Annotated in this window: 26 protein-coding genes and 3 tRNA genes; 4 read left to right on the top strand and 25 right to left on the bottom strand. The window is 70.1% G+C overall.

The window, feature by feature from the left end; genetic code table 11:
• Positions 1 to 16 precede the first annotated feature (16 nt).
• The 7 genes from ACZYRU_RS25395 to rplJ all read right to left on the bottom strand — a co-directional run bounded on the left by ACZYRU_RS25395 (position 17) and on the right by rplJ (position 6,354).
• Entirely contained in the window at positions 17 to 1,060 is a 1,044-nt protein-coding gene (locus ACZYRU_RS25395; RefSeq protein ID WP_488959890.1) for an MCE family protein, read from the bottom strand.
• Positions 1,057 to 2,304, bottom strand: coding sequence for an MCE family protein (locus tag ACZYRU_RS25390; RefSeq protein WP_488959889.1), 1,248 nt, complete (start codon positions 2,302 to 2,304; stop codon positions 1,057 to 1,059). The genes ACZYRU_RS25395 and ACZYRU_RS25390 overlap by 4 nt, the downstream gene beginning before the upstream one ends.
• Positions 2,305 to 2,311: 7 nt before the next feature.
• Complete coding sequence (locus ACZYRU_RS25385; protein WP_488959888.1) at positions 2,312 to 3,139, bottom strand: MlaE family ABC transporter permease; 828 nt, start codon at positions 3,137 to 3,139, stop codon at positions 2,312 to 2,314.
• A gap of 10 nt (positions 3,140 to 3,149) precedes the next feature.
• A complete protein-coding gene (locus ACZYRU_RS25380; protein WP_141800433.1) occupies positions 3,150 to 3,932 on the bottom strand; it encodes an MlaE family ABC transporter permease in 783 nt (260 codons plus the stop codon).
• Between the two features lie 53 nt (positions 3,933 to 3,985).
• Positions 3,986 to 4,948: an ABC transporter ATP-binding protein gene (locus ACZYRU_RS25375; RefSeq protein ID WP_488959887.1), complete on the bottom strand. Its 963-nt coding sequence runs from the start codon at positions 4,946 to 4,948 to the stop codon at positions 3,986 to 3,988.
• A gap of 261 nt (positions 4,949 to 5,209) precedes the next feature.
• Complete coding sequence (rplL, locus tag ACZYRU_RS25370; RefSeq protein WP_367918479.1) at positions 5,210 to 5,602, bottom strand: 50S ribosomal protein L7/L12; 393 nt, start codon at positions 5,600 to 5,602, stop codon at positions 5,210 to 5,212.
• A gap of 83 nt (positions 5,603 to 5,685) precedes the next feature.
• A complete protein-coding gene (gene rplJ / locus ACZYRU_RS25365) occupies positions 5,686 to 6,354 on the bottom strand; it encodes a 50S ribosomal protein L10 (protein ID WP_179729222.1) in 669 nt (222 codons plus the stop codon).
• 310 nt (positions 6,355 to 6,664) lie between these two features.
• Between rplJ and ACZYRU_RS25360 the strand changes: the two genes are divergently transcribed.
• Positions 6,665 to 7,036 (top strand): nuclear transport factor 2 family protein, encoded by a 372-nt coding sequence (locus ACZYRU_RS25360; RefSeq protein WP_488959886.1) that lies wholly within the window; start codon positions 6,665 to 6,667, stop codon positions 7,034 to 7,036.
• Between the two features lie 60 nt (positions 7,037 to 7,096).
• The gene (locus ACZYRU_RS25355; protein ID WP_488959885.1) at positions 7,097 to 8,380 is read left to right on the top strand and encodes an aspartate aminotransferase type Ic; all 1,284 of its coding nucleotides are present in this window, start codon (positions 7,097 to 7,099) and stop codon (positions 8,378 to 8,380) included.
• Positions 8,381 to 8,481: 101 nt separating this feature from the next.
• Here ACZYRU_RS25355 and ACZYRU_RS25350 read toward each other — a convergent pair whose 3' ends face one another.
• The 8 genes from ACZYRU_RS25350 to ACZYRU_RS25315 all read right to left on the bottom strand — a co-directional run bounded on the left by ACZYRU_RS25350 (position 8,482) and on the right by ACZYRU_RS25315 (position 13,130).
• A complete protein-coding gene (locus ACZYRU_RS25350) occupies positions 8,482 to 9,141 on the bottom strand; it encodes a DUF4232 domain-containing protein (RefSeq protein WP_488959884.1) in 660 nt (219 codons plus the stop codon).
• An 87-nt stretch (positions 9,142 to 9,228) separates the two neighbouring features.
• Positions 9,229 to 9,942 carry a 50S ribosomal protein L1 gene (gene rplA / locus ACZYRU_RS25345; RefSeq protein WP_488959883.1) on the bottom strand — a complete coding sequence of 238 codons (714 nt, stop codon included), beginning with the start codon at positions 9,940 to 9,942 and terminating at the stop codon, positions 9,229 to 9,231.
• 63 nt (positions 9,943 to 10,005) lie between these two features.
• Positions 10,006 to 10,437: a 50S ribosomal protein L11 gene (gene rplK, locus ACZYRU_RS25340; protein ID WP_488959882.1), complete on the bottom strand. Its 432-nt coding sequence runs from the start codon at positions 10,435 to 10,437 to the stop codon at positions 10,006 to 10,008.
• A 124-nt stretch (positions 10,438 to 10,561) separates the two neighbouring features.
• Positions 10,562 to 11,455, bottom strand: coding sequence for a transcription termination/antitermination protein NusG (gene nusG, locus ACZYRU_RS25335; protein WP_488959881.1), 894 nt, complete (start codon positions 11,453 to 11,455; stop codon positions 10,562 to 10,564).
• A gap of 45 nt (positions 11,456 to 11,500) precedes the next feature.
• Positions 11,501 to 11,764, bottom strand: a complete 264-nt coding sequence (gene secE / locus ACZYRU_RS25330; RefSeq protein WP_488959880.1) for a preprotein translocase subunit SecE — start codon at positions 11,762 to 11,764, stop codon at positions 11,501 to 11,503.
• Between the two features lie 59 nt (positions 11,765 to 11,823).
• A tRNA-Trp gene (locus ACZYRU_RS25325) sits at positions 11,824 to 11,896 on the bottom strand.
• Positions 11,897 to 12,015: 119 nt separating this feature from the next.
• Positions 12,016 to 12,699 carry a TetR family transcriptional regulator gene (locus ACZYRU_RS25320; RefSeq protein ID WP_488959879.1) on the bottom strand — a complete coding sequence of 228 codons (684 nt, stop codon included), beginning with the start codon at positions 12,697 to 12,699 and terminating at the stop codon, positions 12,016 to 12,018.
• 20 nt (positions 12,700 to 12,719) lie between these two features.
• Positions 12,720 to 13,130: a hypothetical protein gene (locus tag ACZYRU_RS25315; RefSeq protein WP_488959878.1), complete on the bottom strand. Its 411-nt coding sequence runs from the start codon at positions 13,128 to 13,130 to the stop codon at positions 12,720 to 12,722.
• 114 nt (positions 13,131 to 13,244) lie between these two features.
• On the opposite strand from ACZYRU_RS25315, the gene ACZYRU_RS25310 reads away from it, so the two are divergent.
• Positions 13,245 to 14,264 (top strand): adenosine deaminase, encoded by a 1,020-nt coding sequence (locus tag ACZYRU_RS25310; RefSeq protein ID WP_488959877.1) that lies wholly within the window; start codon positions 13,245 to 13,247, stop codon positions 14,262 to 14,264.
• 56 nt (positions 14,265 to 14,320) lie between these two features.
• On the opposite strand, the gene ACZYRU_RS25305 is transcribed toward ACZYRU_RS25310, so the two are convergent.
• The 6 genes from ACZYRU_RS25305 to ACZYRU_RS25280 all read right to left on the bottom strand — a co-directional run bounded on the left by ACZYRU_RS25305 (position 14,321) and on the right by ACZYRU_RS25280 (position 20,043).
• Positions 14,321 to 15,763 (bottom strand): hypothetical protein, encoded by a 1,443-nt coding sequence (locus ACZYRU_RS25305; protein WP_488959876.1) that lies wholly within the window; start codon positions 15,761 to 15,763, stop codon positions 14,321 to 14,323.
• A gap of 206 nt (positions 15,764 to 15,969) precedes the next feature.
• A complete protein-coding gene (locus ACZYRU_RS25300; RefSeq protein WP_488959875.1) occupies positions 15,970 to 16,959 on the bottom strand; it encodes a hypothetical protein in 990 nt (329 codons plus the stop codon).
• Between the two features lie 111 nt (positions 16,960 to 17,070).
• A complete protein-coding gene (locus ACZYRU_RS25295) occupies positions 17,071 to 18,102 on the bottom strand; it encodes a hypothetical protein (protein WP_488959874.1) in 1,032 nt (343 codons plus the stop codon).
• Between the two features lie 126 nt (positions 18,103 to 18,228).
• Complete coding sequence (locus ACZYRU_RS25290; protein ID WP_488959873.1) at positions 18,229 to 19,257, bottom strand: UDP-N-acetylmuramate dehydrogenase; 1,029 nt, start codon at positions 19,255 to 19,257, stop codon at positions 18,229 to 18,231.
• Positions 19,250 to 19,648 (bottom strand): MaoC/PaaZ C-terminal domain-containing protein, encoded by a 399-nt coding sequence (locus ACZYRU_RS25285; RefSeq protein ID WP_488959872.1) that lies wholly within the window; start codon positions 19,646 to 19,648, stop codon positions 19,250 to 19,252. The genes ACZYRU_RS25290 and ACZYRU_RS25285 overlap by 8 nt, the downstream gene beginning before the upstream one ends.
• On the bottom strand, positions 19,645 to 20,043 hold the full coding sequence (locus tag ACZYRU_RS25280) for an FAS1-like dehydratase domain-containing protein (protein WP_488959871.1): 399 nt from the start codon (positions 20,041 to 20,043) through the stop codon (positions 19,645 to 19,647). Before ACZYRU_RS25280 ends, ACZYRU_RS25285 begins: the two co-directional genes overlap by 4 nt.
• Positions 20,044 to 20,082: 39 nt before the next feature.
• On the opposite strand from ACZYRU_RS25280, the gene ACZYRU_RS25275 reads away from it, so the two are divergent.
• Positions 20,083 to 21,087: a hypothetical protein gene (locus ACZYRU_RS25275; RefSeq protein WP_488959870.1), complete on the top strand. Its 1,005-nt coding sequence runs from the start codon at positions 20,083 to 20,085 to the stop codon at positions 21,085 to 21,087.
• Positions 21,088 to 21,156: 69 nt separating this feature from the next.
• Here ACZYRU_RS25275 and rpmG read toward each other — a convergent pair whose 3' ends face one another.
• The 4 genes from rpmG to ACZYRU_RS25255 all read right to left on the bottom strand — a co-directional run bounded on the left by rpmG (position 21,157) and on the right by ACZYRU_RS25255 (position 23,064).
• Entirely contained in the window at positions 21,157 to 21,327 is a 171-nt protein-coding gene (gene rpmG, locus ACZYRU_RS25270; protein ID WP_028654832.1) for a 50S ribosomal protein L33, read from the bottom strand.
• A gap of 42 nt (positions 21,328 to 21,369) precedes the next feature.
• Positions 21,370 to 21,443, bottom strand: a tRNA-Met gene (locus ACZYRU_RS25265).
• A gap of 88 nt (positions 21,444 to 21,531) precedes the next feature.
• Positions 21,532 to 21,604 (bottom strand) — tRNA-Thr (locus ACZYRU_RS25260).
• Positions 21,605 to 21,666: 62 nt separating this feature from the next.
• Positions 21,667 to 23,064, bottom strand: a complete 1,398-nt coding sequence (locus tag ACZYRU_RS25255) for an amidase (RefSeq protein WP_488959869.1) — start codon at positions 23,062 to 23,064, stop codon at positions 21,667 to 21,669.
• Positions 23,065 to 23,076: the final 12 nt, after the last annotated feature.

Genomic DNA, 23,076 nt, shown 5'->3' with positions numbered 1-23,076 from the left:
GTCGTCAGTCCTCCCCTCATCCGAGCGTGCAGCGGTCGGCGGTCGCACCGTAGGTGGCGCTGACCGGGTTGTTGAGTCCGGGAACCTTGATCGTGGCCTTGAAGTGGCACAGGTAGAAGTTGAACCACGAGCCGTAGACCGCCGTACGGCCGATCTTGGTGAGCTTGATCGGCAGCACCTGGAGCGCGCGGTCGATCTCCTGGCGGTTGTCGTCGAGCGTGCCGGCGACCTTCCGCAGCTCCTTGATGTCCTTGACGAACGGGTCCTTGATGTCGGTGACCAGCGCTGCGGTCTGCACCGACAGGTCCGAGATCGAGTCGAGGGAGCCGAGGATCGCCTCGCGGTCGTCGTTGAGCCCGCCGACCAAGGTCCGGAAGCTGTCGATCAGGTTCGTCAGCTGCTTGTCGCGGTCGGCCACGTGGTCGAGGACGTAGTCGAGGTTGCTCAGCAGCTCACCGATCACCTTGTCGCGATCGGCGAGGGTCTGGGTGACCGACGCGGTGCTCGACAGCAGGCCCTCGACGGTGCCGCCCTCGCCCTGGAAGACCTGGACGATCTCGTAGGACAGCTTGTTGATGTCGTCGGGCGAGAGCGCCTGGAAGAGCGGCTTGAAGCCGTTGAACAGCGCGGTCAGGTCGAGCGCCGGCGTGGTCCGGTCGACCGGGATCGCGGCGTCCTCCTTGAGCTGCTGGCCGCTGTCACCCTGCTGGGTCAGCGAGATGTAGCGCTGCCCGATCAGGTTGCGGTACTTGATCGTGGCGTGCGTGGCGTCGTCGAGCCTGGTGTCGGCGTCGACGGTGAAGGTCACCCGGGCCCGCTGGGCCTCGACGATCGCGACCTTCTGGACCGTGCCGACCTTGACGCCCGCGATCCGGATGTCGTCGCCCTTGTTGACGCCGGTCGCGTCGGAGAAGTCGGCGGCGTACTCCTTCGTCGAGCCGAAGGACAGGTTGCCGATCGTGATGATCAGGACGCTCGTGGCGAGGGCCGTGGTCACCATGAACACGACCAGGCGGATCAGGTCGCCGCTGGTCTTCTTGTCGAGGCCGCGCACGCTCATCGGGCGCCTCCCGCGACGAGGGGACCGGCCAGCAGGACGGTGAGGTCGGCGTCGCTGCCGTACTCCTGGTCGAGCGCACCGCGCAGGGCGGTCACGTCGTCGGGGCTCCCGGTGTAGCCGGTCGGGGCCGGACGGAGGTTGCCCTTGCCGGTGTTGCCGTTCATGCCGTCGTTGAGGTGCGGCAGCGGCGGGAACGGGTTGTCCTGGCTGTAGGGGATGTCCGGCAGGCCGAGGCAGTCGGGGCCGCGGTCGTCGCCGAACTTCGGCCGGTCGGCCGCGGTGTACTTGCGCGGCTGGTCCTGCAGCGTCTCGAGCACGATGTGGAGCTCGAAGCCGCGGAACGCCTCGGCCAGACGGCCCTGGGCCTTGACGATGCCGGCGGACATGCACGGGATGGTCGGCGCGTAGCGGGCCACCGCCGTCAGGGTCTGCGTGCTGAGCTCACCGGCCCGCTTGAGGCGCTCGGCGTTGGCGTCGAGGAAGGACCGCGCGGTGTCGGAGAAGCTGCGGATGTCGCGCAGGGTGGCGGTCAACGCCGCCTCCCGCTCCTCGATGGTGCCGGTGGTCTTCACGGTGTCGTCGAGGATCTGGGCCACCTGGGGAAGGATGTCGGCGTACGTGTCGGACACGTCGGCGGTCAGCTTGACGTCCTCGAGCAGCGCCGGGATCTGCGGGTTGAGCCGCTTGAGGTACCCGTCGAGGGTCTCGAGGTTCTTGCCGATCAGCTCGCCACGGCCCTCGAGGGCTGTCGCGATCGCGGTCAGCGTCGCGTTGAGGTCAGCGGGCCGGACCGTGTTGAGCAGCGGGTAGAGGTCGGAGAGGACCGACTCGAGCTCGGTCGAGACCTCGGTACGGGCGATGGTCGCACCGGCGCGCATGGTGCCGCTCGGGCCCGCGTCGGGCACGACGAGGGAGACGTACTTCTCGCCGAACAGCGTCTTCGGCACGATCGAGCCGGTCACGTTGGCCGGGATCACGCCGATCTTGTCGGGGTAGATGCCGAGCTTCAGCTCCGCGCCGTCGGCGCCCGTACGGGCCTCGAGCACCTCACCCACGATCACGCCGCGGACCTTGACGTCCGCGCGGGTGGGGAGCTGGAGACCGATCGACGACGTCTTGAGGGTGACCTCGTCGTAGTCGGTGAACTTCTTGGTGAAGGTCGCGTAGGTGAGCCACACGCCGAGCAGCAGCAGCGCCACGAAGATGACGCCGAGCGCCTTGTGGGCGGACAGGATCCGGTCCATCAGCCGATCACCCCGCGAGCCTGACGGTGGTCGAGGCGCCCCAGATGGCCATCGACAGGAAGAGGTCGATCACGTTGATCGCCACGATGCTGGTCCGCACCGCCTTGCCCACCGCGACACCCACGCCTGCAGGCCCGCCCGAAGCGGTGTAGCCGTGGTAGCAGTGGATCAGGATGACGACCACCGCGAACACCAGCACCTTGCCGAAGGACCAGAGCACGTCGCCCGGTGGCAGGAACTGGTTGAAGTAGTGGTCGTAGGTGCCGGACGACTGACCGTAGAACTGGGTCACCACGAGCCGGCTGGCGACGTACGACGACAGCAGGCCGACGACGTACAGCGGGACGATCGCGACGAGTCCGCCGATGACGCGGGTGGTCACCAGGAACTGCATCGACGGGATCGCCATCACCTCGACGGCATCGATCTCCTCGGAGATGCGCATGGCGCCGAGCTGGGCGGTGAAGCCACAACCGACGGTCGCCGCGAGCGCGATGCCCGCGACCAGCGGCGCGATCTCGCGGGTGTTGAAGTAGGCGGACACGAAGCCGGCGAACGCGGCCGTGCCGAGCTGGTTGAGCGCGGCGTACCCGGACAGGCCGACCTGGGCGCCGGTGAAGAAGGTCATGCCGATAATGACGCCGACGGTGCCGCCGATGACCGCCAGGGCGCCCGAGCCGAGGGTGACCTCGGCCAGGATCCGCAGGATCTCGCGCGGGTAGCGCTTGACCGAGCGCGGCAGCGCCAGCAGCACCTTGATGTAGAAGGACAGCTCGTGACCGAGGTTGTCCAGGCCCTTCATGGGCCGGTCGTAGATCGCCTTGATGCTCGCCATGTCCGCTCCCCTAACCCGTCTTCGGGGGGACGACCTGGAGGTAGATCGTGCTCAGGGTGAAGTTGACGACGAACAGGAGCAGGAAGGTGATGACGACGGACTCGTTGACCGCGTCGCCGACGCCCTTCGGACCACCACCGGCGTTCATGCCCTTGTAGGCGGCGACGACCGCGGCGATCAGGCCGAAGACCAGCGCCTTGATCATGCCGATCCACACGTCGGGCAGCTGGGCGAGGGCGGTGAAGCTCGAGACGTACGCGCCCGGCGTACCGTCCTGCAGGATCACGTTGAACACGTAGCCGCCGGCGACACCGACGACGCTGACCATGCCGTTGAGGAAGACCGCGACGAGCATGCAGGCGAGCACCCGGGGCACCACGAGCCGCTGGATCGGGTCGATGCCCAGCACCATCATGGCGTCGAGCTCCTCGCGGATCTTGCGCGCGCCGAGGTCGGCCGCGATGGCCGAGCCGCCCGCGCCCGCGATCAGCAGGGCGGTCGCGATCGGGCCGGCCTGCTGGATGACCGCGAGGACCGAGGCGGAGCCGGTGAAGGACTGGGCGCCGAACTGCTTGATCAGGCCACCGACCTGCAGCGCGATGACCGCACCGAACGGGATCGCCACGAGGGCGGTCGGGATGATCGTGACCGACGCGATGAACCAGGCCTGCTGGATGAACTCCCGGCCCTGGAACGGACGACGGAACAGGCCCCGCCCCACGTCGAGCGCGAAGGCGAACAGCTTGCCCGCGGTCCCGAGTGGGGCGACCACGCGCGCAGCAGTGAGCGACACCTACCGCCCCTTTCGTTGTCCTAGTGTGTCGTTCCCCCGGGAGTCCGGCTGGTTCAGTGCTGCTGGCTGCCCGATGCGTGCTCGGCCTCGCGGGTGAAGGACCCGGGAGGCGGCGTGATGCCGTTGGCCCGGCACCAGGCGCCGGGCGCGGCCTGCGCACGACGCGGGATGCCGTTGGAGGGCTCCATCTGCAGCGGGATCGGCGGCAGCGGCGGCAGGTCCATGTCCTTCTCGGCTGCCAGCTGGTCGGCGTCCTTCTCCTCCGACATGCCGATCGGCCCGATCGTCTGCGCGTTGAGGAACTGGCGCACGACAGGCTCGTCCGAGGACAGGAGCATCTCGCGCGGGCCGTACATGGCCAGGTGCTTGTGGTACAGCAGACCGATCTGGTCGGGGACCACCCGGACGCTGTGGATGTCGTGCGTGACGATCAGGAAGGTCGCGTCGATCTGCGCGTTGAGGTCGACGAAGAGCTGGTTGATGAACGACGTACGCACCGGGTCCAGACCCGAGTCGGGCTCGTCGATCAGCAGGATCTCGGGGTCGAGCACCAGGGCGCGGGCCAGGCCGGCACGCTTGCGCATACCGCCGGAGATCTCGCCGGGGAGCTTCATCTCGGCGCCGAGCAGACCGACCATGTCCATCTTCTCCATGACGATGTCACGGATCGCGGACTCGGACTTCTTGGTGTGCTCGCGCAGCGGGAAGGCGACGTTGTCGTAGAGGTTCATCGAGCCGAACATCGCGCCGTCCTGGAACAGCACGCCGAACAGCTTGCGGATCTCGTAGAGCTCCTTCTCGGAGCAGGAGGCGATGTCGGTTCCCTCGATGACGATCGAGCCCTCGTCGGGCTTGATCAGGCCGATGAGCGCCTTCAGGAAGACGGACTTGCCCGTGCCCGACGGGCCCAGCATCACGGAGATCTCGCCCGCGGGAAGGGTCAGCGTCACGCCCTTCCAGATCAGCTGCTTCCCGAACTGCTTCGTCAGGTTCGTGACCTGTACGTCGACGCCCATGTTCAACCCTCTCCCTACGTCCGCTCGCCGGCCCCGGCTGCGAAGGAACAACGCAACCGCGTGGCGCACGTTACGCGGCAACCGTGGCACGCGTCACGCGCACCCGGCCACCGAGACCCGAAAGGTACTGGCGAGTAGCACCTAGCGTCCAACTCACGAGTAGTGATAGCGACCCGTCTGCTCCATCGCGAAAAATGGCACGAGGCCGGCAGAGCAGTGCTCTGCCGGCCTCGTGACCGAGTGAGTCGTCTCAGGGACGGGTCACTTGAGGGTGACGGTGGCGCCGGCGCCCTCGAGGGCCTCCTTGGCCTTGTCAGCCGTCTCCTTGTTGACCTTCTCCAGGATCGCCTTCGGGGCGCCCTCGACGAGGTCCTTCGCCTCCTTGAGGCCGAGGGAGGTCAGCGCGCGGACCTCCTTGATGACGTTGATCTTCTTGTCACCAGCGGCCTCGAGGACGACGTCGAACTCGTCCTGAGCGGCAGCCTCGTCGGCACCGCCCGCGGCACCGCCGGCGGCGGGGGCAGCGGCAACGGCAACGGGGGCAGCGGCGGTGACGCCGAAGGTCTCCTCGAACTGCTTCACGAACTCGGAGAGCTCGATGAGGGTCATCTCCTTGAACGCGTCGAGGAGCTCGTCGGTGGTGAGCTTCGCCATGGTGGCGGTTCCTTTCTCAGGTGGTCTGCGTGCGTACGTCGCGCGCGGACCGGGGTTTCAGGTGGTGGTGACGCCGGGGCCGATCAGGCCTCGGCGGTGTCGCCCTCGTCAGAGGCGGCCGCGTCCGCGTCGTCCGCGGCGGGAGCCTCGTCAGCGGGGGCCTCGGCAGCCTCGTCGGCAGCCGGAGCCTCCTCGGCGGCGACCGGCGTACCGGCACCACCTGCGAGGATCGAGGGGTCCTCCTGCGCCTTCGCCTCCAGGGCGCCGGCGAGCCGGGCAGCCTGGGCGAGCGGGGCGTTGAGGAGGTAGACGGCCTGGCTGAGCGAAGCGAGCATCGCGCCCGCCAGCTTGCCCAGGAGCACCTCGCGCGACTCGAGATCGGCCAGCTTGGCGATCTCCTTCGCGTCGAGGAGGTTGCCGTCCAGAACGCCACCCTTGATCACAAGGGCGGGGTTCGCCTTGGCAAAGTCACGCAGACCCTTGGCCGCCTCGACGACGTCGCCCTGGATGAAGGCGATCGCGGTCGGGCCGGTGAGCAGGTCGTCGAAGCCGTCGATCCCCGCCTCCTTGGCGGCGATCTTGGCCAGCGTGTTCTTGACCACGGCGTAGCTGGCGTTCGCACCGAGGGAGCGGCGAAGGTCCTGCAGCTCCTTGACGGTGAGACCGCGGTACTCGGTCAGCACAGCGCCTGCGGACTCGCTGAAGGACTCAGCGATCTCCGCGACGGCGGCCTGCTTGTCTGCCCGCGCCATGGGTCTCCTTCCGGATGGAAGACCGCCGCGAAGTCTCCGCCAAATGACGGACGCCCCGAGCGCAGGCGCTCAGGGCGTGGACCTCGCGCGAGACGCGCTCAGCTCTTGCTCTGATCCCCTGCGCAGGCCGTCCGCCTCTCGGCGGAACCTTCGGTCAGGGCTCGGAGCCCGGACGACCGGCGGTCTAAAGGTTTCAGTGGACAACGGTACGGCGGCTGCGGGCCCCGGCCAAATCGGGGATGACCGCTCGAGGTCCCGGCGACCGGGACCGGCGGCCCGTCGTACGCCCTGCACTGTCGACGATGCGGCCATGACCGCTGACATCCGCGCCACCGTCGTCCGCTACCTCGACCTGATCGCGAACGCGACCAGCGGGGCGCAGATCGCCGCCCTGTACGCCGCCGACGCCACCCTCGAGGACCCGGTCGGCTCGCCGGCCCGCAAGGGAACCGACGAGATCGCGGCGTTCTACGAGGTGCTGACCACCCGCCAGCGCACCACGGAGCTGCTCGCCGTCCGGGTCGCGGGCAGCGAGGCGGCGTTCAGCTTCCGGGTCGTGTCGGGTGCTGGTGCGGAGCAGTCGGTGATCGAGCCGATCGACGTGATGACCTTCTCCGAGGACGGCCTGATCACGAGCATGCGGGCGTTCTGGTCGCCCGCCGACGTACGCCGCGGTGCCTGAGCGCGGCTTGAGTCGCGGACCGGGCGCGCGCGTCGCGCGCGGACTTGGCACGATGGACCCGTGACCACCTCCGCGACGCCGCTGTCCGACCTGTCCGCCGACGACCTCGCCGCGCGCCTGACGACGGTGCGCGCCGCCTACGACGAGCTGAAGGCCCGCGGGCTCCAGCTCGACCTCACCCGGGGCAAGCCCGGCGCCGACCAGCTCGACCTGTCCAACGACCTGCTCGGCCTGCCGTCGTCCTACCGCGACCGGTCCGGCACGGACGTGCGCAACTACGGCGGCCTCGAGGGCCTGCTCGAGATGCGTGAGATCTTCGCCGACCTGCTCGCTGTCGACGTCGCGAGCGTCGTGTGCGGCGGGAACTCCAGCCTCACGATGATGCACCAGGTGCTCACCGCGCTGCTGCTCAAGGGCGGCCCCGACTCGCCGCGACCGTGGTCGCAGGAGCCGGTCGTGAAGTTCATCTGCCCGGTGCCCGGCTACGACCGCCACTTCACGATGCTGGCCGAGCTCGGCATCGAGATGGTGTCCGTCCCCATGAACGCCGACGGCCCCGACGTGGCGGCGGTCCGCGCGCTCGTCGACGACCCGGCCGTCAAGGGCATGTGGATCGTGCCGACGTACGCCAACCCGACGGGATCGGTGTGCTCCGCCGAGGTCGCCGCCGAGCTGATGGCGATGCCGACCGCGGCGCCGGACTTCCGGATCCTGTGGGACAACGCGTACGCCGTGCACCACCTCACCGACGCCGAGACCAAGAGCGCGGACGCTCTCGGCCTGGCAGCCGCCTCGGGACACCCGAACCGGCCGATCATGTTCGCCTCGACCTCCAAGATCACCTTCGCCGGCGCCGGCGTGGCCGCACTCGCGGCCTCCCCGGAGAACAAGGCGTGGTACCTCGCGCGGCTCGGCTTCGCCGCCATCGGCCCCGACAAGGTCAACCACCTGCGCCACGTCGAGCTGTTCGGCGACGCCGACGGCGTACGTGCACACATGCGCAAGCACCGCGACCTGATCGCGCCGAAGTTCGCAGCCGTCGAGGACGCGCTGTCCTCGCGGCTGGCCGGCCTCGGCATCGCCGAGTGGACCGTGCCGACGGGCGGCTACTTCGTGAACCTCGACGTCCTCGACGGTACGGCCTCGCGCGTGGTCCAGCTCGCCAAGGAGGCCGGCATCGCGCTGACGCCCGCCGGCTCGGCGTTCCCGCACGGCAACGACCCGCGCGACCGCAACATCCGCCTCGCGCCGACCTTCCCGGTCCTCGACGAGGTCCAGGCCGCGATGGCCGGGGTGGCTGTCTGCGTCGAGCTGGCCGCGCTGGAGTCACTGACCCGCGGGTGAGCTCGTCGGCATGACTCCGGCGGGCGGCGCGGGAATCGCCTCTTCAGCGGCGGTTCCTGCGCTTCCTGCCCTTTGCAACGGGCAGGAAGCGCAGGAACCGGTCAAGAAGTGCGCACGAACGGCGCCAGCCGGATCGTCGTGAACTGGCCGATGTCCAGGGTCTCGACGCCGATCCGGGCCGGTACGGCGACGGGCACCTGACCCCGGGCGAACTGGAGCACGAGCAGCGACACGTGCTCGGACTCGGCGCCGGCGAGGTCGCCGGTCCACTCGAGGTCGCTGGTCGCCCGCTCCCCCGGCGCCAGTCGAACCGGGCCGGCCGGCGCACCGGAGGTGCCCGGGCCGACCTCGTTGACGAAGGTCGTGCCCCAGGCGCCCCGGGCACCCACCCCGGGCACGCCCTCGACCACGCACGCCTCGTCGCCGGCGTTGCGGACCACCACCCGGCTGTAGCGATGCCCCGCCGCCTGGTCGTAGCCCTCGAGCGTGACCGCGACCTGGTCTGCGGTGCAGTGGTCCGCGCCGGACGACGTGGCCCGGGTGCGCAGCAGGGCCGTGAGGGCAACGTCGTCGAGCTCGTCGTCGGGCACCGGCGGCTCGCCGTCCGGGCTCTCGTCAAACCCCGGGGACACCTCGTCGAGACCGGCGGGTGCGGTGGTGCCGTCGGGCTCTCCCGACTGCGCCGTCACCCCGGGCGCGGCCTCCCCCGAGCACCCGGAGAGGGCAACGAGGACCAGCAGGGACCCGAGAAGGCGCTTCACGCCGGCCACCCTAGGAGGACGCCGGAAAAGCGCGACGCCCGCCGTCCCCGAGGGGAGCGGCGGGCGTCGTACTGACTGGTGCCTGGATCAGGCCTCGTCCTCGACCGCGACGTTCTTGACGCGGTTGGGGTCGACCTGGACGCCGGGGCCCATGGTCGTGGAGACGGTGACCTTCTTCAGGTAGCGGCCCTTGGAGCTGGACGGCTTGAGCCGCAGCACCTCCTCGAGGGCGGCGGCGTAGTTCTCGGCGAGCTGCTGCTCGGAGAAGGAGGCCTTGCCCACGATGAAGTGGAGGTTGGCGTGGCGGTCGACGCGGAACTCGATCTTGCCGCCCTTGATGTCGGTCACGGCCTTGGCCGGGTCCGGCGTCACGGTGCCGACCTTCGGGTTCGGCATGAGGCCACGGGGACCGAGCACGCGGCCGAGGCGGCCGACCTTGCCCATCAGGTCCGGGGTGGCGACCACGGCGTCGAAGTCGGTCCAGCCGCCGGCGACCTTGTCGATCAGGTCGTCGCTGCCGACGAAGTCGGCGCCGGCCTCGCGGGCGGCGTCGGCCTTGTCACCGTTCGCGAACACGAGGACGCGAGCGGTCTTGCCGGTGCCGTGCGGGAGGTTGACGGTGCCGCGGACCATCTGGTCGGCCTTGCGCGGGTCGACACCCAGGCGCATGACGACGTCGACGGTCTCGTCGAACTTCTTCTTGCTGGCGGCCTTGGCGATCTTGATCGCGGCCAGCGGCGCGTAGAGCTCGTTCTTGTCGAACGTCTCCGCAGCCGCGCGGTAGGTCTTGCTGCGCTGCATGGTGATTCCTTAGTTAGAAGAGGAGGTGTGGTCAGCGGGCCAGCGCGGCCCTTCCACGGTTTTTCAGCCGTCGATGGTGACGCCCATGGAGCGGGCAGTGCCCTCCACGATCTTCATGGCGGCGTCGATGTCGTTGGCGTTGAGGTCGGGGAGCTTCGTCGTGGCGATCTCGCGCACCTGGTCCTTGGTCAGCTTGCCGACCTTCTCCTTGTGCGGGACGCCCGAACCCTTCTTGAGGCCGGCGGCCTTCTTGATCAGCTCCGCGGCCGGCGGGGTCTTCGTGATGAACTCGAAGGACCGGTCCTCGTAGATGGTGATCTCGACGGGGATGACGTTGCCGCGCATGGACTCGGTCTGGGCGTTGTACGCCTTGCAGAAGTCCATGATGTTGACGCCGTGCGGACCGAGCGCGGTACCGACCGGCGGAGCCGGGGTGGCCGAGCCGGCCTGCAGCTGCACCTTGACCAGTGCGGCGATCTTCTTCTTGGGAGGCATTCCACTATCTCTTTCTTCTCGTGGTCATGACGAGGCGTACGTCGTACGTCTCTGCCACCTGCGTCGCCGACCGTGGGCCGGGCAACCTTGACATTCTCCGCGCCGGAGCCCGGAGAAGCGAAATTCAGACCCGCTGGATCTGGGAGAACGACAGCTCGACCGGGGTCTCGCGGCCGAAGATCTCGACGAGCGCCTTGACCCTCTGGGACTCGGCGTTGATCTCGGTGATCGTCGCGTGCAGCGTGGCGAACGCGCCGTCGACGATGAGGACGGAGTCGTTGACGTCGAAGTCGGCGACCTCGATCGGCTTCTTGGCCGGGGTGACGGCAGAACCCGGGGTGCTGGCCGCAGCGGCCTCGGCCTCGGCGGCAGCCGCGGTGACGACGGCCGGCGCGAGCATCTTCTCGACCTCGTCCATGCTCAGCGGCACCGGCTGGTGGCTGTGGCCGACGAAGCCGGTGACCGACGGGGTGTGCCGCACGGCGGCCCAGGACTCGTCGGTGAGGTCCATCCGGACCAGGACGTAGCCGGGGAGAACGGTGCGCTTGACCATCTTGCGCTGGCCGTTCTTGATCTCGGCGACCTCCTCGGTGGGGACCACGATCTCGTGGATGTAGTCCTCCATGTTGAGGGAGTGGATCCGGTTCTCGAGGTTCTGCTTCACCCGGTTCTCCATGCCGGAGTAGGTGTGCACCACGAACCAGTCGCCGGGCTTGGCCCACAGCTCGCGGCGGAACGCCTCGAGCGGGTCCTCGTCAGCAGCCTCGGCGGGCTCGTCCTCGTCGTCGGAGTCCTCGTCAGCGTCGTCCTCGACGGCGGCGATCTCGTCGGCACCCTCGACGTCGACGGTCTCGTCGACCTCGACGTCCTCGTCGAACTCGTCGTCCAGGTCGGCCTCGAAGGCCTCCTCGAGGGCGGTGTCCTCCGCCTCCTCGACGTCGGCGACGTCGTGGGCCGCCTCGGCGAGCGCCTCGTCAGCCTGGGCCGGGTCGTACTGCTCGGACACGTGCTGCTCCATCAGTTGAAGAAAAACAGGTCAGCCGACGCGGGTGCGCGCCAGCTCTCAGATGTCGTCGGCGCCGGTGAAGACCGCGAACGCGAGCTTGCCGAGCACGAGGTCGAGGACCGACACGAGGGCGATCATCACGAGGACGAAGGCGATGACGACGACGAAGTAGGTACCGAGCTGCTCCCGGGTCGGCCAGACGACCTTGCGGAGCTCGGCGACGACCTGGCGGTAGAAGGTCACCGGCCCGGTGCGGTTCTCGGACTGCTTGCCACCCGAGGAGTCCTTGCGGCCTCCACGGACTGCCGGAGCATCCGCCACGCTGCTCACCTTCTCCTTGTCAGCAGCCGACCGTCCGGCCGGCTGGTCGTCACGTCTTGCAGGGCACGAGGGACTTGAACCCCCAACCTTCGGTTTTGGAGACCGATGCTCTGCCAGTTGAGCTAGTGCCCTCCGCGGCTTCTCTCCACCCAGGTCGCTCCCGATCAAGGGCGCGACCGAGCATGGGGGAAAGATCCACCGGAGAGCACTCTACAGATGCACCGGGTAGCGACCAAAGTACGGACCGGTTCCTAACGGCCGACCGGCCCCTGGATCGCATCGAGCAGCCCGAGCACGTCGTCGACGACGCCGCGCAGGACGGGCAGCCGGCTCATCCGGACCAGCCGGTCGACCAGGGGTACGACGCCCCGCACCAGGGTCCGCGAGCGCTGCTGGCCCGGGCTGCCGTCGTACACCCAGAACAGGACGACCCCCATCTGCAGCAGCCAGAGCAGCTCCGGCAGCCGCCCCTCGAGGCGCCGCGACACCTTCACGTCCGAGCCGGCGAGCAGTCGGCGCATGAGCGCGATGCTGCCGTCACGGGCCGGCGCGGACTCGGCACTGAACGGCGACAGCGGGCTGGCCGGGTCCGCTGCGTTGCGGAAGAACTGCGCCGCGAAGGCGTGATGTGGCTCGGCGATGTCCAGCCAGGCCTCGAGGCTGCCCCGGAGCCGGCCGGCGAAGCCGGACTCCTTCGCCAGCACCGCCTCGACGGCGGCCTCGTGCTCGGCGAGCAGCTCGTCGTAGAACGCCTGGACGAGGTGCTCCTTGGACGCGAAGTAGTAGTACGCGCTGCCGAGGGAGACCCCCGCGCCCTTCGCGACGGCCCGCATCGTGGTGCGGTCGTAGCCGTCCTCGCGGAACAGCTGCAGCGCTGTTGCGAGGATCGTCGCGCGGGTCTGGGCCGCCTTGGGCGTGAGCGGGGAGTCCGGCACGGTGCCCACCCTAGAGACCTTCAGCGCGGCGGCATCGGGTACGCCGGGACGCCGTACTGCTGCATCGGGGGCATCGGCGGCATCTGGTCGAGCCGGTGCCGGCGGCGCAGGCGGTTGAACACGTAGACGTTGAAGAAGTGCAGGACGCCGAGCGTCAGCAGCACGACGCCGACCTTGACGCTCAGCACGTTGAACACGTCCTCGGCACTGTGCGATCCCCCGCTGCGCAGGTAGAGCGAGACGAAGCCGAGGTTGAGCAGGTAGAAGCCGACGACGAGCAGCCGGTTGACGGCGTCGGCGAGTGCGTCGTCGCCGCCGAAGACGTCGGCCAGGAACACCCGGCCGTTGCGCGAGAGCGTGGCCGCGACCCAGATCGTCAGCGGGACGGTGATGGCGAGGTAGCCGACGTAGCCGGCGATGGTCCAGCTCATGGCGGACCCCTTTCTTGAACATGTTCAAAATCTGACGGCCTGGATCTTAGGCGACTTTTTGAACACGTTCAAGTCCTCCTCGTGGGCGGCGCCGCAGGGCCGTCCTCCTAGGATGTGCGCGTGCGGGATCTCAAGGCGTTGCCCAAGGCGCACCTCCACCTGCACTTCACCGGCTCGATGCGCCACGCGACGCTCCTGGAGCTCGCCGAGCGCGACCGGATCCACCTGCCCGACGCACTGGTCGAGGAGTGGCCGCCGCAGCTGACGGCGGCCGACGAGAAGGGCTGGTTCCGCTTCCAGCGGCTCTACGACGTCGCGCGGTCCGTGCTGCGCACCGAGGCCGACGTACGCCGGCTGGTGCTCGAGGCCGCCGAGGACGACGTCGCCGACGGTGGGCGGTGGCTGGAGATCCAGGTCGACCCGAGCGGGTACGCCGCCCGCTTCGGCGGCATCACCGCCTTCACCGACCTCGTGCTCGACGCCGTGCGCGACGCGTCGGCGCGCACCGGGCTCGGGATCGCGGTGGTCATCGCGGCCAACCGGACGCGGCACCCGCTCGACGCGCGCACCCTGGCTCGCCTGGCGAGCCAGTACGTCGACCGCGGGGTCGTCGGCTTCGGACTCTCCAACGACGAGCGGCGCGGCCGGACCTCCGACTTCGCGGGCGCCTTCGCCATCGCCGAGCGTGCGGGCCTGCTCCTCGCGCCCCACGGCGGCGAGCTGCGCGGGCCCGAGCACATCCGGGTGTGCCTCGACGACCTGCACGCGGGGCGCCTCGGGCACGGCGTACGCGCGGCCGAGGACCCGGCCCTGCTGGCCCGGATCGTCGACGCCGGTGTGGCCCTCGAGGTCTGCCCGGTCTCCAACGTCGCGCTCGGCGTCTACAGCGACCTCACCTCGGTCCCGCTGCCGACCCTGATGGAGGCCGGCGCCACCGTCGCCCTCGGCGCCGACGACCCGCTGCTGTTCGGCTCCCGCCTCGCCGGCCAGTACGCCACCATGCGCGCCGCCCACGAGCTCAGCGACGAGCAGCTCGCCGAGCTCGCGCGGATGTCCTTCCGCGCCAGCCGGGCGCCGAAGGACGTCGTCGACGCCGGGCTCGCCGGCATCGACGCCTGGCTCGCCCAGCCCTGACGCACCGCGGGCCCGGCCGGACGGCCGGGCCCGCAGTCAGGGGATGCCGAGAGCGCTCAGCCCTTGTTCTTGGCGAGGGCCTTGACGACCTTCACCTTGGCCGCGCCATCGACGTAGTCGCCGTACTTGTCCGAAGCGACGACCGTGACGGTGAACTTCTTCGGCTTCTTCGCGACCTTCTTCCAGATCTTCTTGGTCAGCTTGAGCGAGAGGCCGGTACCCACCGTCGTCTTGCCGACCTTCCAGGTGACGGTGAAGACAGCCCGTGCCTGGTCGTTCCAGACGCCGGGGTCGAGCTTCAGCTTGGCGCCCTTGCGCAGCCCCTTCTTGGAGGTGACGGTCGGCTTCTCGAGACTGGCGAGGGCGTTGGTCAGGTTGAGCACGCCCACCGACACGGTGCCGTTGGCCGAGACGGTGATGGGCGTGGCGGTGAACAGCGAGGTCGCGACGCCCTTCTTGCTCTTCTTCTTGCCCTTGTAGTAGTAGCCGCCGACGAAGTCACGGCTGTCGAAGGTGTCGACGCAGGCCGGGCATTCGGCCTCCGGCGCCGGCTTCTCGCTGAACCGCGAACCGCTGCCCCGGAGGTAGTAGACGCCGGGGTCGAGGTCGATGCTGAAGTTCCCCGTGGCGTCGGTGCCGGTTCCGCTGTATTCGGCACCGTTCACGTCGAAGACCGTCACCCAGGCACGCCAGGTGCCGCCGGCGGCCGGGAGCCTCACCGTGCCGGTGATGGTGCCCCCGGGGCTCAGCACGGCGTTGGCGGTGGCGTGAGCCTCTGGTGCCGGGGCGATGAGGGTGGTGCCGGTCGAGCGGGCCTGGTTCCCGCCGAACCAGACGTTGGTGCTGCCCGTGCGCCCGAAGTCGAGCTTCACGGCCTTGCCCGGAGGGACGCTCAGGAAGTAACGGCCGTCGGGGAAGACCGTGTCGCCGTCGAGGTACTCGTTGGTGGCGGCGTCGTAGGCCTCGGCCCATCCGCCAGAGGCGGGCGCGCCGGCGCTGGTGGTCACGACACCGGTGAAGTTGTAGGAACCCGCCGGCGGCGGCACCACGGCTGCGTCCGGCACCAGGGTGAAGGCCGGCCCGGCCGCGTTGGTCCCGACGACCGGGGCGATCGTGACGCCCGCCGACGTGGTGTAGCGGTCCTGGCTGGCGATCGCGATGTAGTGACCCGGCTTCGCGACGCTCGGATACCTGAGCAGGGAGTTCTTGTAGATGGAGGCGACATAGCGACCGTTGCGGTCAGTCCACTCGTTGTCGATGTACTGGGTCACGTCACAGCCGTTGCCGTCGAGGATGCCGTCGCCACCGCTCGTCTGGCAGAAGTTGATCTCGACCTCGGCACCGGGCAGCGCCCGACCGGCGTTGTCCTTGATGGTGCCGATCACATATCCGTAGTTTGAGTCGGCCTGCGCGGGCGCGGCCACGCTGGCGAGGCCCGCGGTTGCCATCGCGCCCATCGCCAGGACCGCTGCGCCGCGGCGCAGAAGGGATTGCTTCATCACTTGCTCCTCGAGAAGGTTCGACGACACCACTGTCCGGAGCCGCCTGGGAGTCTTCCGGGGACGCTAGTGAGTCCGGGACGACGCGGCCTGGGCTTCCCGGTTTCTTTACCTTCGCCGCACTCCTCGGATCTGCAGGATTCCCGGACGAGCGACGTACGGCGACGGGCCCGACCGATCCGGCCGGGCCCGTCGTCCGCCAGCGGTCAGGAGCAGGCGAGGTACGACCGGGTGACGGTCGCCTTCTTGCCGTTCTTGAGCTTGACCTCGATGCTCACCTCGGCGACGGCTCCGCGCGCGGCCGGGACGACGAGCGTGCGGGGCTTCAGCTTCTTGCCCTTGAGCTTGGCGACGTTGGTGCCGTTGACCTTGATCAGGACCTGCTTGGCCTTCTTCTTCGCCTTCGTGGTCAGGTCGACGGCGATGTTGCCCGTGGCGCAGTCCCGGCCGCCGAGCTGCACGAGGCCCTTGCTGTTGCCGGAGACCGCCGAGGCAGCGCCGAGAGGCTCCAGCTCGATGGTGAACGAGGCGGAGTAGCTGCGGGTCTTGACCGCGCCGTCGGCATCGACCCGGGCCTGTGCCTCCACCCGTACGACGGCCGGGCCGGCCGGCAGCAGCATGGAGGCGGAACCCGCCCCGCGCGTGCCGACGGCCACCGCGGCGGCGCTGCCGTCGTAGTCCCCGATCACCGCCTGGGCGAGGCCGTTGCCGTTGCCGCTGCCGGTGATGGTCACCCACATCGGCTGGGGCAGCTCGAACTCGGCCTGCACCCGGGGCGAGGACTCTGCCTCGCCGGAACAGGCGCTGTCCACCAGTGTCGGGCTGGTGCTTGCCGACGCGGTCACGCTGGCCTTGAGTGTGCTCGGACCGGCGCCGATCGGTGTCATCGAGGCGCTGACCTGGCTGGAGGCGGACATGGCGGTCACGTCGGCCGGGTTGCCGGTGTGGGTGCCGGTGGCGGTCGCGCTCCAGGACTGGGACACCGGGACGCCGTTGTCGACGAGCTCGACGGACGACGGATCGGCGTAGGCCGTGATCTGGCAGTCCGTCCCCCCGTTCTCGAGGTTGACGCCGGCCACCACCTGTCCGTACGAGACAGCGGCATGCGCGGGCGTCGGCAGGCTGCCGATGCCGGTGAGGGCGAGCGCGCCGGCGGCCACGCCGATCGCGCCGCGTCGTACGAGCTGGTTCTTCATGGGGTGCTCCTCGAGATCTTGGGGGGACGACACCCCGGGCAACGGAAGCGGGCCCGGTCGGTTTCGACCAGGCCCGCTGAGACGCCGGATGTCGCCCGGCGAATCACCCGCTCACTTGCAGGGGAGGTACGTCCTCGTCGCCTGCATCCGTCGGCCGTTCTCGAGCATGATCTTGACCTTCACCTTGGTCACGCCCGTCGCCGACGTCGGCACCATGATCGTCCGCGCCTTCGGGTGCCTTCCCTTCAGGCTCTTGCCCGTGAGGACCTGGCCCTTGGCGCCGTTGACCCGGACCACGGCACGCGCGGCCTTCTTCACGGTCTTCTTGCTCAGGTTGACCGCCACGTTGCCGCTGGCACAGTCACGCTCACCGAACTGGACCTTCGAGGCGCCCTTGCCCTGGACCGCCGAGGCGGCACCGAGGGGCTGCATGTCGATCGACAGGTTGGCGGTGTACGTCGCGTTGGACTCGGTCGTCTCGTGTGCCCGTCCCGACACGAAGCTGCCCAGCATCAACTGGTACGTGCCCGGGGAGAGCAGGGTGGAGGAGGAGGCGGTGCCCTGCTTGCCCGTCGACACGTACAGCCCGGAGCCGCCCTCCCAGAAGATGCCGCCCTCGTCCTCACCACCGATGATGACGGCGACCCCTGTCCCGTTGCCCTGTCCGCTGACGTTGATGGTGACCCAGACCGGCTTGGTGAGGGTGAAGACGCCCCGCGCCATCCCGGAGACCCGAGCGGCGACATTGCAGTTCGTGGAGGCCGCCGCCGATGTCACGGACGCGGTCGCCGTCGAGGTGCCCGTGACGGACGCCGGGCCCGTTCCGAGCGGGGACGCCGTGATCGTGGTCGTCGACGAGGTGGCGACCTCGACCACGTCGCCCTCCTCGCCGGTCCAGGTGGAGGTGCTGGCGTTGGACTTGGTGACCGGCACACCGTTGTCGGTCCAGAGCGCCACGTCGTCGCCACCGGTGTTGCTTGTCCGCTCACACGTGTGACTGTCGTCGAAGACGTAGGTCTGGCTGCCCACGATCGGGTCGACGACCTCGGCATGAGCGGGAGTCGGTACGCCGACCAGTCCGACGCCGGCCAGCGCACCGAGGGAGAGTCCGACGACCGCGCGCCGGACGGAGAGAGTCTTCATCCGAGATGCTCCTCGAGAAAACGACGGCACGGGGGGAGCACCGCCTGGTCCTCGCACGCTAGGACCAGATGCCCGGCTTCGACGATGGTTTGGCAACTTTGTCGCCCGAGACATCACCCACCGGCGTCAGAGCGCGCAGCCGACGAGCACCGGCTCGTTGACCAGCTCGATCCCGAACCGGTCGAGCACCCCCGAGCGGACCTCGCGCGCGAGGTCGAGCAGCGCGGCGGTGGTGGCGCCACCGCGGTTGGTGAGCGCCAGCGTGTGCTTGGTCGACAGCGACACCCGGGCGCCGTCGCGGTCGAGGCCGAAGCCCTTGCCGAAGCCGGCGTGCTCGATCAGCCACGCGGCGCTGGTCTTCACGCGCCCGTCCGGCTGGAGGTACGACGGCGCGCCCTCCGGCACCCGGTCGAGGTCGACGAACGGATTGGTGAAGAACGAGCCGGCACTCCACGTGTCGTGGTCGGCGGCGTCGAGGACCATGCCCTTGCCGCGGCGCAGGCCCAGCACGGCGTCGCGTACGGCGCCCAGCGGGGCCCGCTCCCCCACCTCGATGCCGAGGGTGCGGGCGAGCTCGGCGTACGCCACGGGGGCGGACAGCTCACCTCGCTCGAAGCCGAAGGTCACGTCGAGCACGAGGTGCCGGCCGGGGTCGGCCTTGAACCGCGAGTGGCGGTAGGCGAACCGGCACTCGTCGCCGGTGAAGATCCGTGAGCCGCGGAGCACCCGGTCCCAGACGGTGACCGAGGTGACGGTCTGGGCGACCTCCTGGCCGTAGGCGCCGACGTTCTGGATCGGGGTGGCACCCGTGGTGCCGGGGATGCCGGACAGCGCCTCGACGCCGACCCAGCCCTCGGCCACGGCACGCGCGACGAAGGCGTCCCACGGCTCGCCTGCGTCGACGGTCACCGACACGCCGATGGCGGAGTCCTCGACCCGGACGCCGCCACCGGTCAGGTGCACGACGGTCCCGGCGAAGCCGTCGTCGGCGACGACCAGGTTGCTCCCGCCGCCCACGAGGAGCACCGGTTCGCCCGCCCGGTCGGCCGCGGTGACGGCGGCGACGAGGGCGTCTGCGTCGGGCGCGGCGACGTAGCGACGCGCAGGTCCGCCGAGGCGGAGGGTGGTCAGGTCCGCGAGAGCGGGATCAGGCACGGACCAGGACCTTGGGTGCGCCCAGCACCTTGGTGCCGTCGGCGGTGATCTCGAGGGCGAGGGTCAGCCCGGCCTCGGTGCGCTCGCCGACGGTGCCGGCGACGGTGACCCGCGCCGCCCCCTCGGCGGGTACGACGACCGGCGCGACGAACTTCGCGCCGAGCTCGACCACCTCGGCCTCGTCGGTCCAGGTCGCGATCGCGCGACCGACCAGTGCGAGGGTGTACATGCCGTGGGCGATCACGCCGGGCAGGCCGACCGCGAGCGCGATCTCCTCGTCCTGGTGGATCGGGTTGTGGTCGCCGCTCGCGCCGGCGTACGCGACCAGGTCGGCACGGGTGATCTCGTAGGTGAGCGGCTCGAGCGCGGCACCCGGGGTCAGCTCGGTCATGCGGCACCTCCGCGGTGGACGAGGGTGGCGGTGGCGGTGGCGACCACGGCGCCGGTCGCGTCGGTGATCTCGCTCGACGTGGCGATGATGTCGTTGCCGCCGATCGAGCGGACGCCGGTGACGGTGAGGGTCGCGGTGAGCTCGTCACCGACGACGACCGGCCGCTGGTAGCGGAAGCGCTGGTCGCCGTGGACGATCCGCGACAGCTCGATCTGCTCGGCGGCCAGGAAGTCCTGGAGTGCGGCGAAGGTGACCACGATGGGGAAGGTCGGCGGGACGGTGGCCGTCGCGCCACCGCCGACGGCCTCGGCGAAGGCCGTGACGGCCTCCGTCGTGACCGGAACCGGCGAGGTGGGCGGGAAGGCACGCCCGATCAGGGACGCGTCGATCGGCATGCCGCGAGTCTATGGGGTCGGGGTTGCATACTCGTCGCCATGTCGGTCCGGGGCGGCGTCGTCGCGCTGGCCGCCGTCCTGGCGCTCGGGACGACGGCCTGCAGCGGCGCGTCCGGGCACGAGCCGACCTCGCCCGACCGCGCGATCGCTCCGGCGGGCTGTGGTCCGATCCGGTACGACGACGTGCGCGGCCCGGCGCCGTCGTACCTCCGCGCTCCGCTGGCCGCCACCCCCAACGACCACGCGCTGTGCCGCGGCCGCTGGCTGCCGGCCACCGGGCCGGCCTTCGTGCCCCAGGGACTGGTCGTGCGCGGCCACCGGGCGTGGGTGAGCGGCTACAACCACCGCCGCCTGCAAGCCGGCGGCGACAGCTGCCGGGTGATCGTGGTCGATCTCCGCACCGGCGCCGAGATCCGGCACCAGGCGGGCATCGCGCGGGACTGGACCGCTGCCGCCCCCAGCTGCCAGCACGCCGGCGGCCTGGCTCTCGACCGGCACGGCCTGTGGCTGGCCCAGCGCGGCAAGGCCTGGCTGCTCGACCCGGAGACGCTGGAGGTGCGCCGAGGCTGGCGGCTCACCGGCGCCCTGCGCGGCTCGTACCTGGTGTCCGCCCCCGACGGCCGGATCGGCTTCGGCGGGTTCCACCCGCGGCGCGGTCTGCCGTTGCGCTGGTTCGATCCCGCCGTGCTGCTGCAGCCCGGACGGGTGGAGCTCGGGCCGCAGGACGCCGCGGACCGTCAGCCCGCTCCCCCGGGTGTCCAGGGCGCGGTGTGGGCCGACCTCGGGCCTGGTCCGGCGCGGGTCTGGTTCACCCGCTCGACGACCCGGTGCGGGGAGCTGTGGGGCGGCCGGGAGCAGCGGTTCGGGTTCCTGCCCGGCGCCGAGGGCCTCACCCACGCCCGCGGGCGGGTGTGGGTGATCAGCGAGGCGACGGCACCGCGCTACGTCCGCAAGGGTGGCCGGCCGGTCGTACCCACCCTGGCGCAGTACGACGTGCGCGAGCTGGCCCGCTGGCAGCGCTCGACCTGCGCCGCGTCGGACTGACCCGGGAACCACGAAGGCCCACCTCCCCAGCGGGGAGGTGGGCCTTCGAGAAGAGTGTGAACCGCTGGATCAGCGGGTCTCGCGGTGCGCGGTGTGCTTGCGGCAACGCGGGCAGAACTTCGACAGCTCGATGCGGTCGGGGTCGTTCCGGCGGTTCTTCTTCGTGATGTAGTTGCGCTCCTTGCAGTCCACGCACGCGAGCGTGATCTTGGGGCGAACGTCGCTGCTCTTGCTGGCCACAGGAAGTCCTTCAGTTGCTGGTGGTGGTGCCGGGGTACTCGGTAGCGGGAACGGGGATCGAACCCGTGACCTCACGATTATGAGTCGTGCGCTCTAACCGTCTGAGCTATCCCGCCACGTGAGGAGGGCGCCCTCCGCCCGATTCATTATGAACCAGTCCGCCCAGTATCACCCGGGTGGACGAGCGGTGGCGCCCCATCTCAGAGCCCCTTTACGGAATCGAACCGTAGACCTTCTCCTTACCATGGAGACGCTCTGCCGACTGAGCTAAAGGGGCAACGACGGAGAACGATACACGCGCCGTCGCGGGGGCAGAAATCGGCGTCGCTTTTCCGGATCTCAGCCCTGGATCCGGGCGAACGGGCGGGCCTGCTCGAGCTCGTAGGCGAGCTCGATGAGCACCGCTTCCTGACCCGGCGCCGCACCCAGCATCATGCCCTGCGGCAGGCCCCCGGCCGTGGTCGCGAGGGGCAGCGACATGGCCGGTGCACCGGTGACGTTCTGCCACGGCGTGAAGGCCACCCACTCGAGGAGCCGGTCCATGATCGTGGCGTAGTCCTGGGTCGGGTCGAGGTGGCCGACCTTGGGCGTGGCGGTGGCGAGGGTGGGGGTCAGCGCGACGTCGTACTTCTCGTAGTAGAGCTCCGCCTGCGCGTTGGCCCGCTTGAGCCGGGTGATCGCGCCGGGGACCCGGTGCAGGTTGCGGCGCGCGTGGCGGGCCAGGCCGAGGGTGAGGTTGTCGTGCTTCGAGGCGTCCCAGGTGCGGCCGTGGAACGGACGGCCGGTGGTGAGCATGGCCTGCGCCAGCAGCGCCCAGTAGAGCAGGAAGTCGTCGACGAAGCTCGGGGCGACCGGTGCGTCGGTCTCGGTCACCGTGTGCCCCAGCCCCTCGAGCAGGCTCGCGGTCTGCTCGGTGAGCGCGCGGGTCTCGGCGTCGGCGCTGCGGCCCGCCCCGCTGGTGTTGAGCGCGATCCGCAGCCGGCGCTTGATCGGCCGGGTCAGGTCGCCGATGGGCGGCAGGTGCAGGTTGCGGTAGTGCCGCTCGGCCTCGCGGTAGAACGCCGCCGTGTCACGTACGGAGCGGGTCACGACGCCGTCGGAGATGATCCGGATCGGCATGTCGCGGAACAGCTTGTCCTGCGCGAGCCGGCCACGGGTGGGCTTGAGCCCGACCAGGCCGTTGACGGCGGCGGGGATCCGGATCGAGCCGCCGCCGTCGTTGGCGTGCGCGATCGGTACGGCGCCCGCGGCCACCAGGGCCGCCGAGCCGGAGCTGGAGGCGCCGGCGGTGCGCTCGGTGTCCCACGGCGTCCGGACCGCGCCGAGGCGCGGGTGCTCGGCGGAGGCGCTGAAGCCGTACTCCGAGAGCTGGCTCTTGCCGAGCGGCACCAGACCGGTGGCGAGGAACATGTCGGCGAAGTCGCCGTTGCGCTTCGCCGGCCGCGGCTCCCATGCGTCGGTGCCCGACCGGGTCGGCATGCCGGCCACGTCGACGTTGTCCTTGACCAGGGTCGGTACGCCGGACAGGAAACCCGGGCGCGGGTCCCGGGCGTCGCTGCGGGCACGGTCGTGGGCGAGGTACGCCATCGCGTTGAGCTGGCCGTTCACCGCCTCGATCCGGGCGATCGCGGCCTCGGTGGCCTCCGTCGCGGAGACCTTCCCGGCGGCGAGGTGCTCGGCGAGGCCGACCGCGTCGAGGTCGGCGAGGGCGTCGTCGGTGAAGGCGTGCACGCGCATGCAGGGAACCTA

Source organism: Nocardioides sp. F233, assembly GCF_057813895.1.
This window is presented reverse-complemented; position numbering and strand designations above follow the sequence as displayed.

Bases quoted from the DNA above. Each gene is read 5' to 3' on its own strand.
- ACZYRU_RS25360 (WP_488959886.1), top strand. From the start codon at position 6,665: ATGACCGCTGACATCCGCGCCACCGTCGTCCGCTACCTCGACCTGATC.
- ACZYRU_RS25395 (WP_488959890.1), bottom strand. From the start codon at position 1,060: ATGAGCGTGCGCGGCCTCGACAAGAAGACCAGCGGCGACCTGATCCGC.
- ACZYRU_RS25390 (WP_488959889.1), bottom strand. From the start codon at position 2,304: ATGGACCGGATCCTGTCCGCCCACAAGGCGCTCGGCGTCATCTTCGTG.
- ACZYRU_RS25315 (WP_488959878.1), bottom strand. From the start codon at position 13,130: ATGAGCTGGACCATCGCCGGCTACGTCGGCTACCTCGCCATCACCGTC.
- ACZYRU_RS25295 (WP_488959874.1), bottom strand. From the start codon at position 18,102: ATGAAGACTCTCTCCGTCCGGCGCGCGGTCGTCGGACTCTCCCTCGGT.
- rplJ (WP_179729222.1), bottom strand. From the start codon at position 6,354: ATGGCGCGGGCAGACAAGCAGGCCGCCGTCGCGGAGATCGCTGAGTCC.
- ACZYRU_RS25305 (WP_488959876.1), bottom strand. From the start codon at position 15,763: ATGAAGCAATCCCTTCTGCGCCGCGGCGCAGCGGTCCTGGCGATGGGC.
- rplL (WP_367918479.1), bottom strand. From the start codon at position 5,602: ATGGCGAAGCTCACCACCGACGAGCTCCTCGACGCGTTCAAGGAGATG.
- rplA (WP_488959883.1), bottom strand. From the start codon at position 9,942: ATGCAGCGCAGCAAGACCTACCGCGCGGCTGCGGAGACGTTCGACAAG.
- ACZYRU_RS25285 (WP_488959872.1), bottom strand. From the start codon at position 19,648: ATGACCGAGCTGACCCCGGGTGCCGCGCTCGAGCCGCTCACCTACGAG.
- ACZYRU_RS25300 (WP_488959875.1), bottom strand. From the start codon at position 16,959: ATGAAGAACCAGCTCGTACGACGCGGCGCGATCGGCGTGGCCGCCGGC.
- nusG (WP_488959881.1), bottom strand. From the start codon at position 11,455: ATGGAGCAGCACGTGTCCGAGCAGTACGACCCGGCCCAGGCTGACGAG.
- ACZYRU_RS25275 (WP_488959870.1), top strand. From the start codon at position 20,083: ATGTCGGTCCGGGGCGGCGTCGTCGCGCTGGCCGCCGTCCTGGCGCTC.
- ACZYRU_RS25385 (WP_488959888.1), bottom strand. From the start codon at position 3,139: ATGGCGAGCATCAAGGCGATCTACGACCGGCCCATGAAGGGCCTGGAC.
- ACZYRU_RS25280 (WP_488959871.1), bottom strand. From the start codon at position 20,043: ATGCCGATCGACGCGTCCCTGATCGGGCGTGCCTTCCCGCCCACCTCG.
- rplK (WP_488959882.1), bottom strand. From the start codon at position 10,437: ATGCCTCCCAAGAAGAAGATCGCCGCACTGGTCAAGGTGCAGCTGCAG.
- ACZYRU_RS25375 (WP_488959887.1), bottom strand. From the start codon at position 4,948: ATGGGCGTCGACGTACAGGTCACGAACCTGACGAAGCAGTTCGGGAAG.
- ACZYRU_RS25255 (WP_488959869.1), bottom strand. From the start codon at position 23,064: ATGCGCGTGCACGCCTTCACCGACGACGCCCTCGCCGACCTCGACGCG.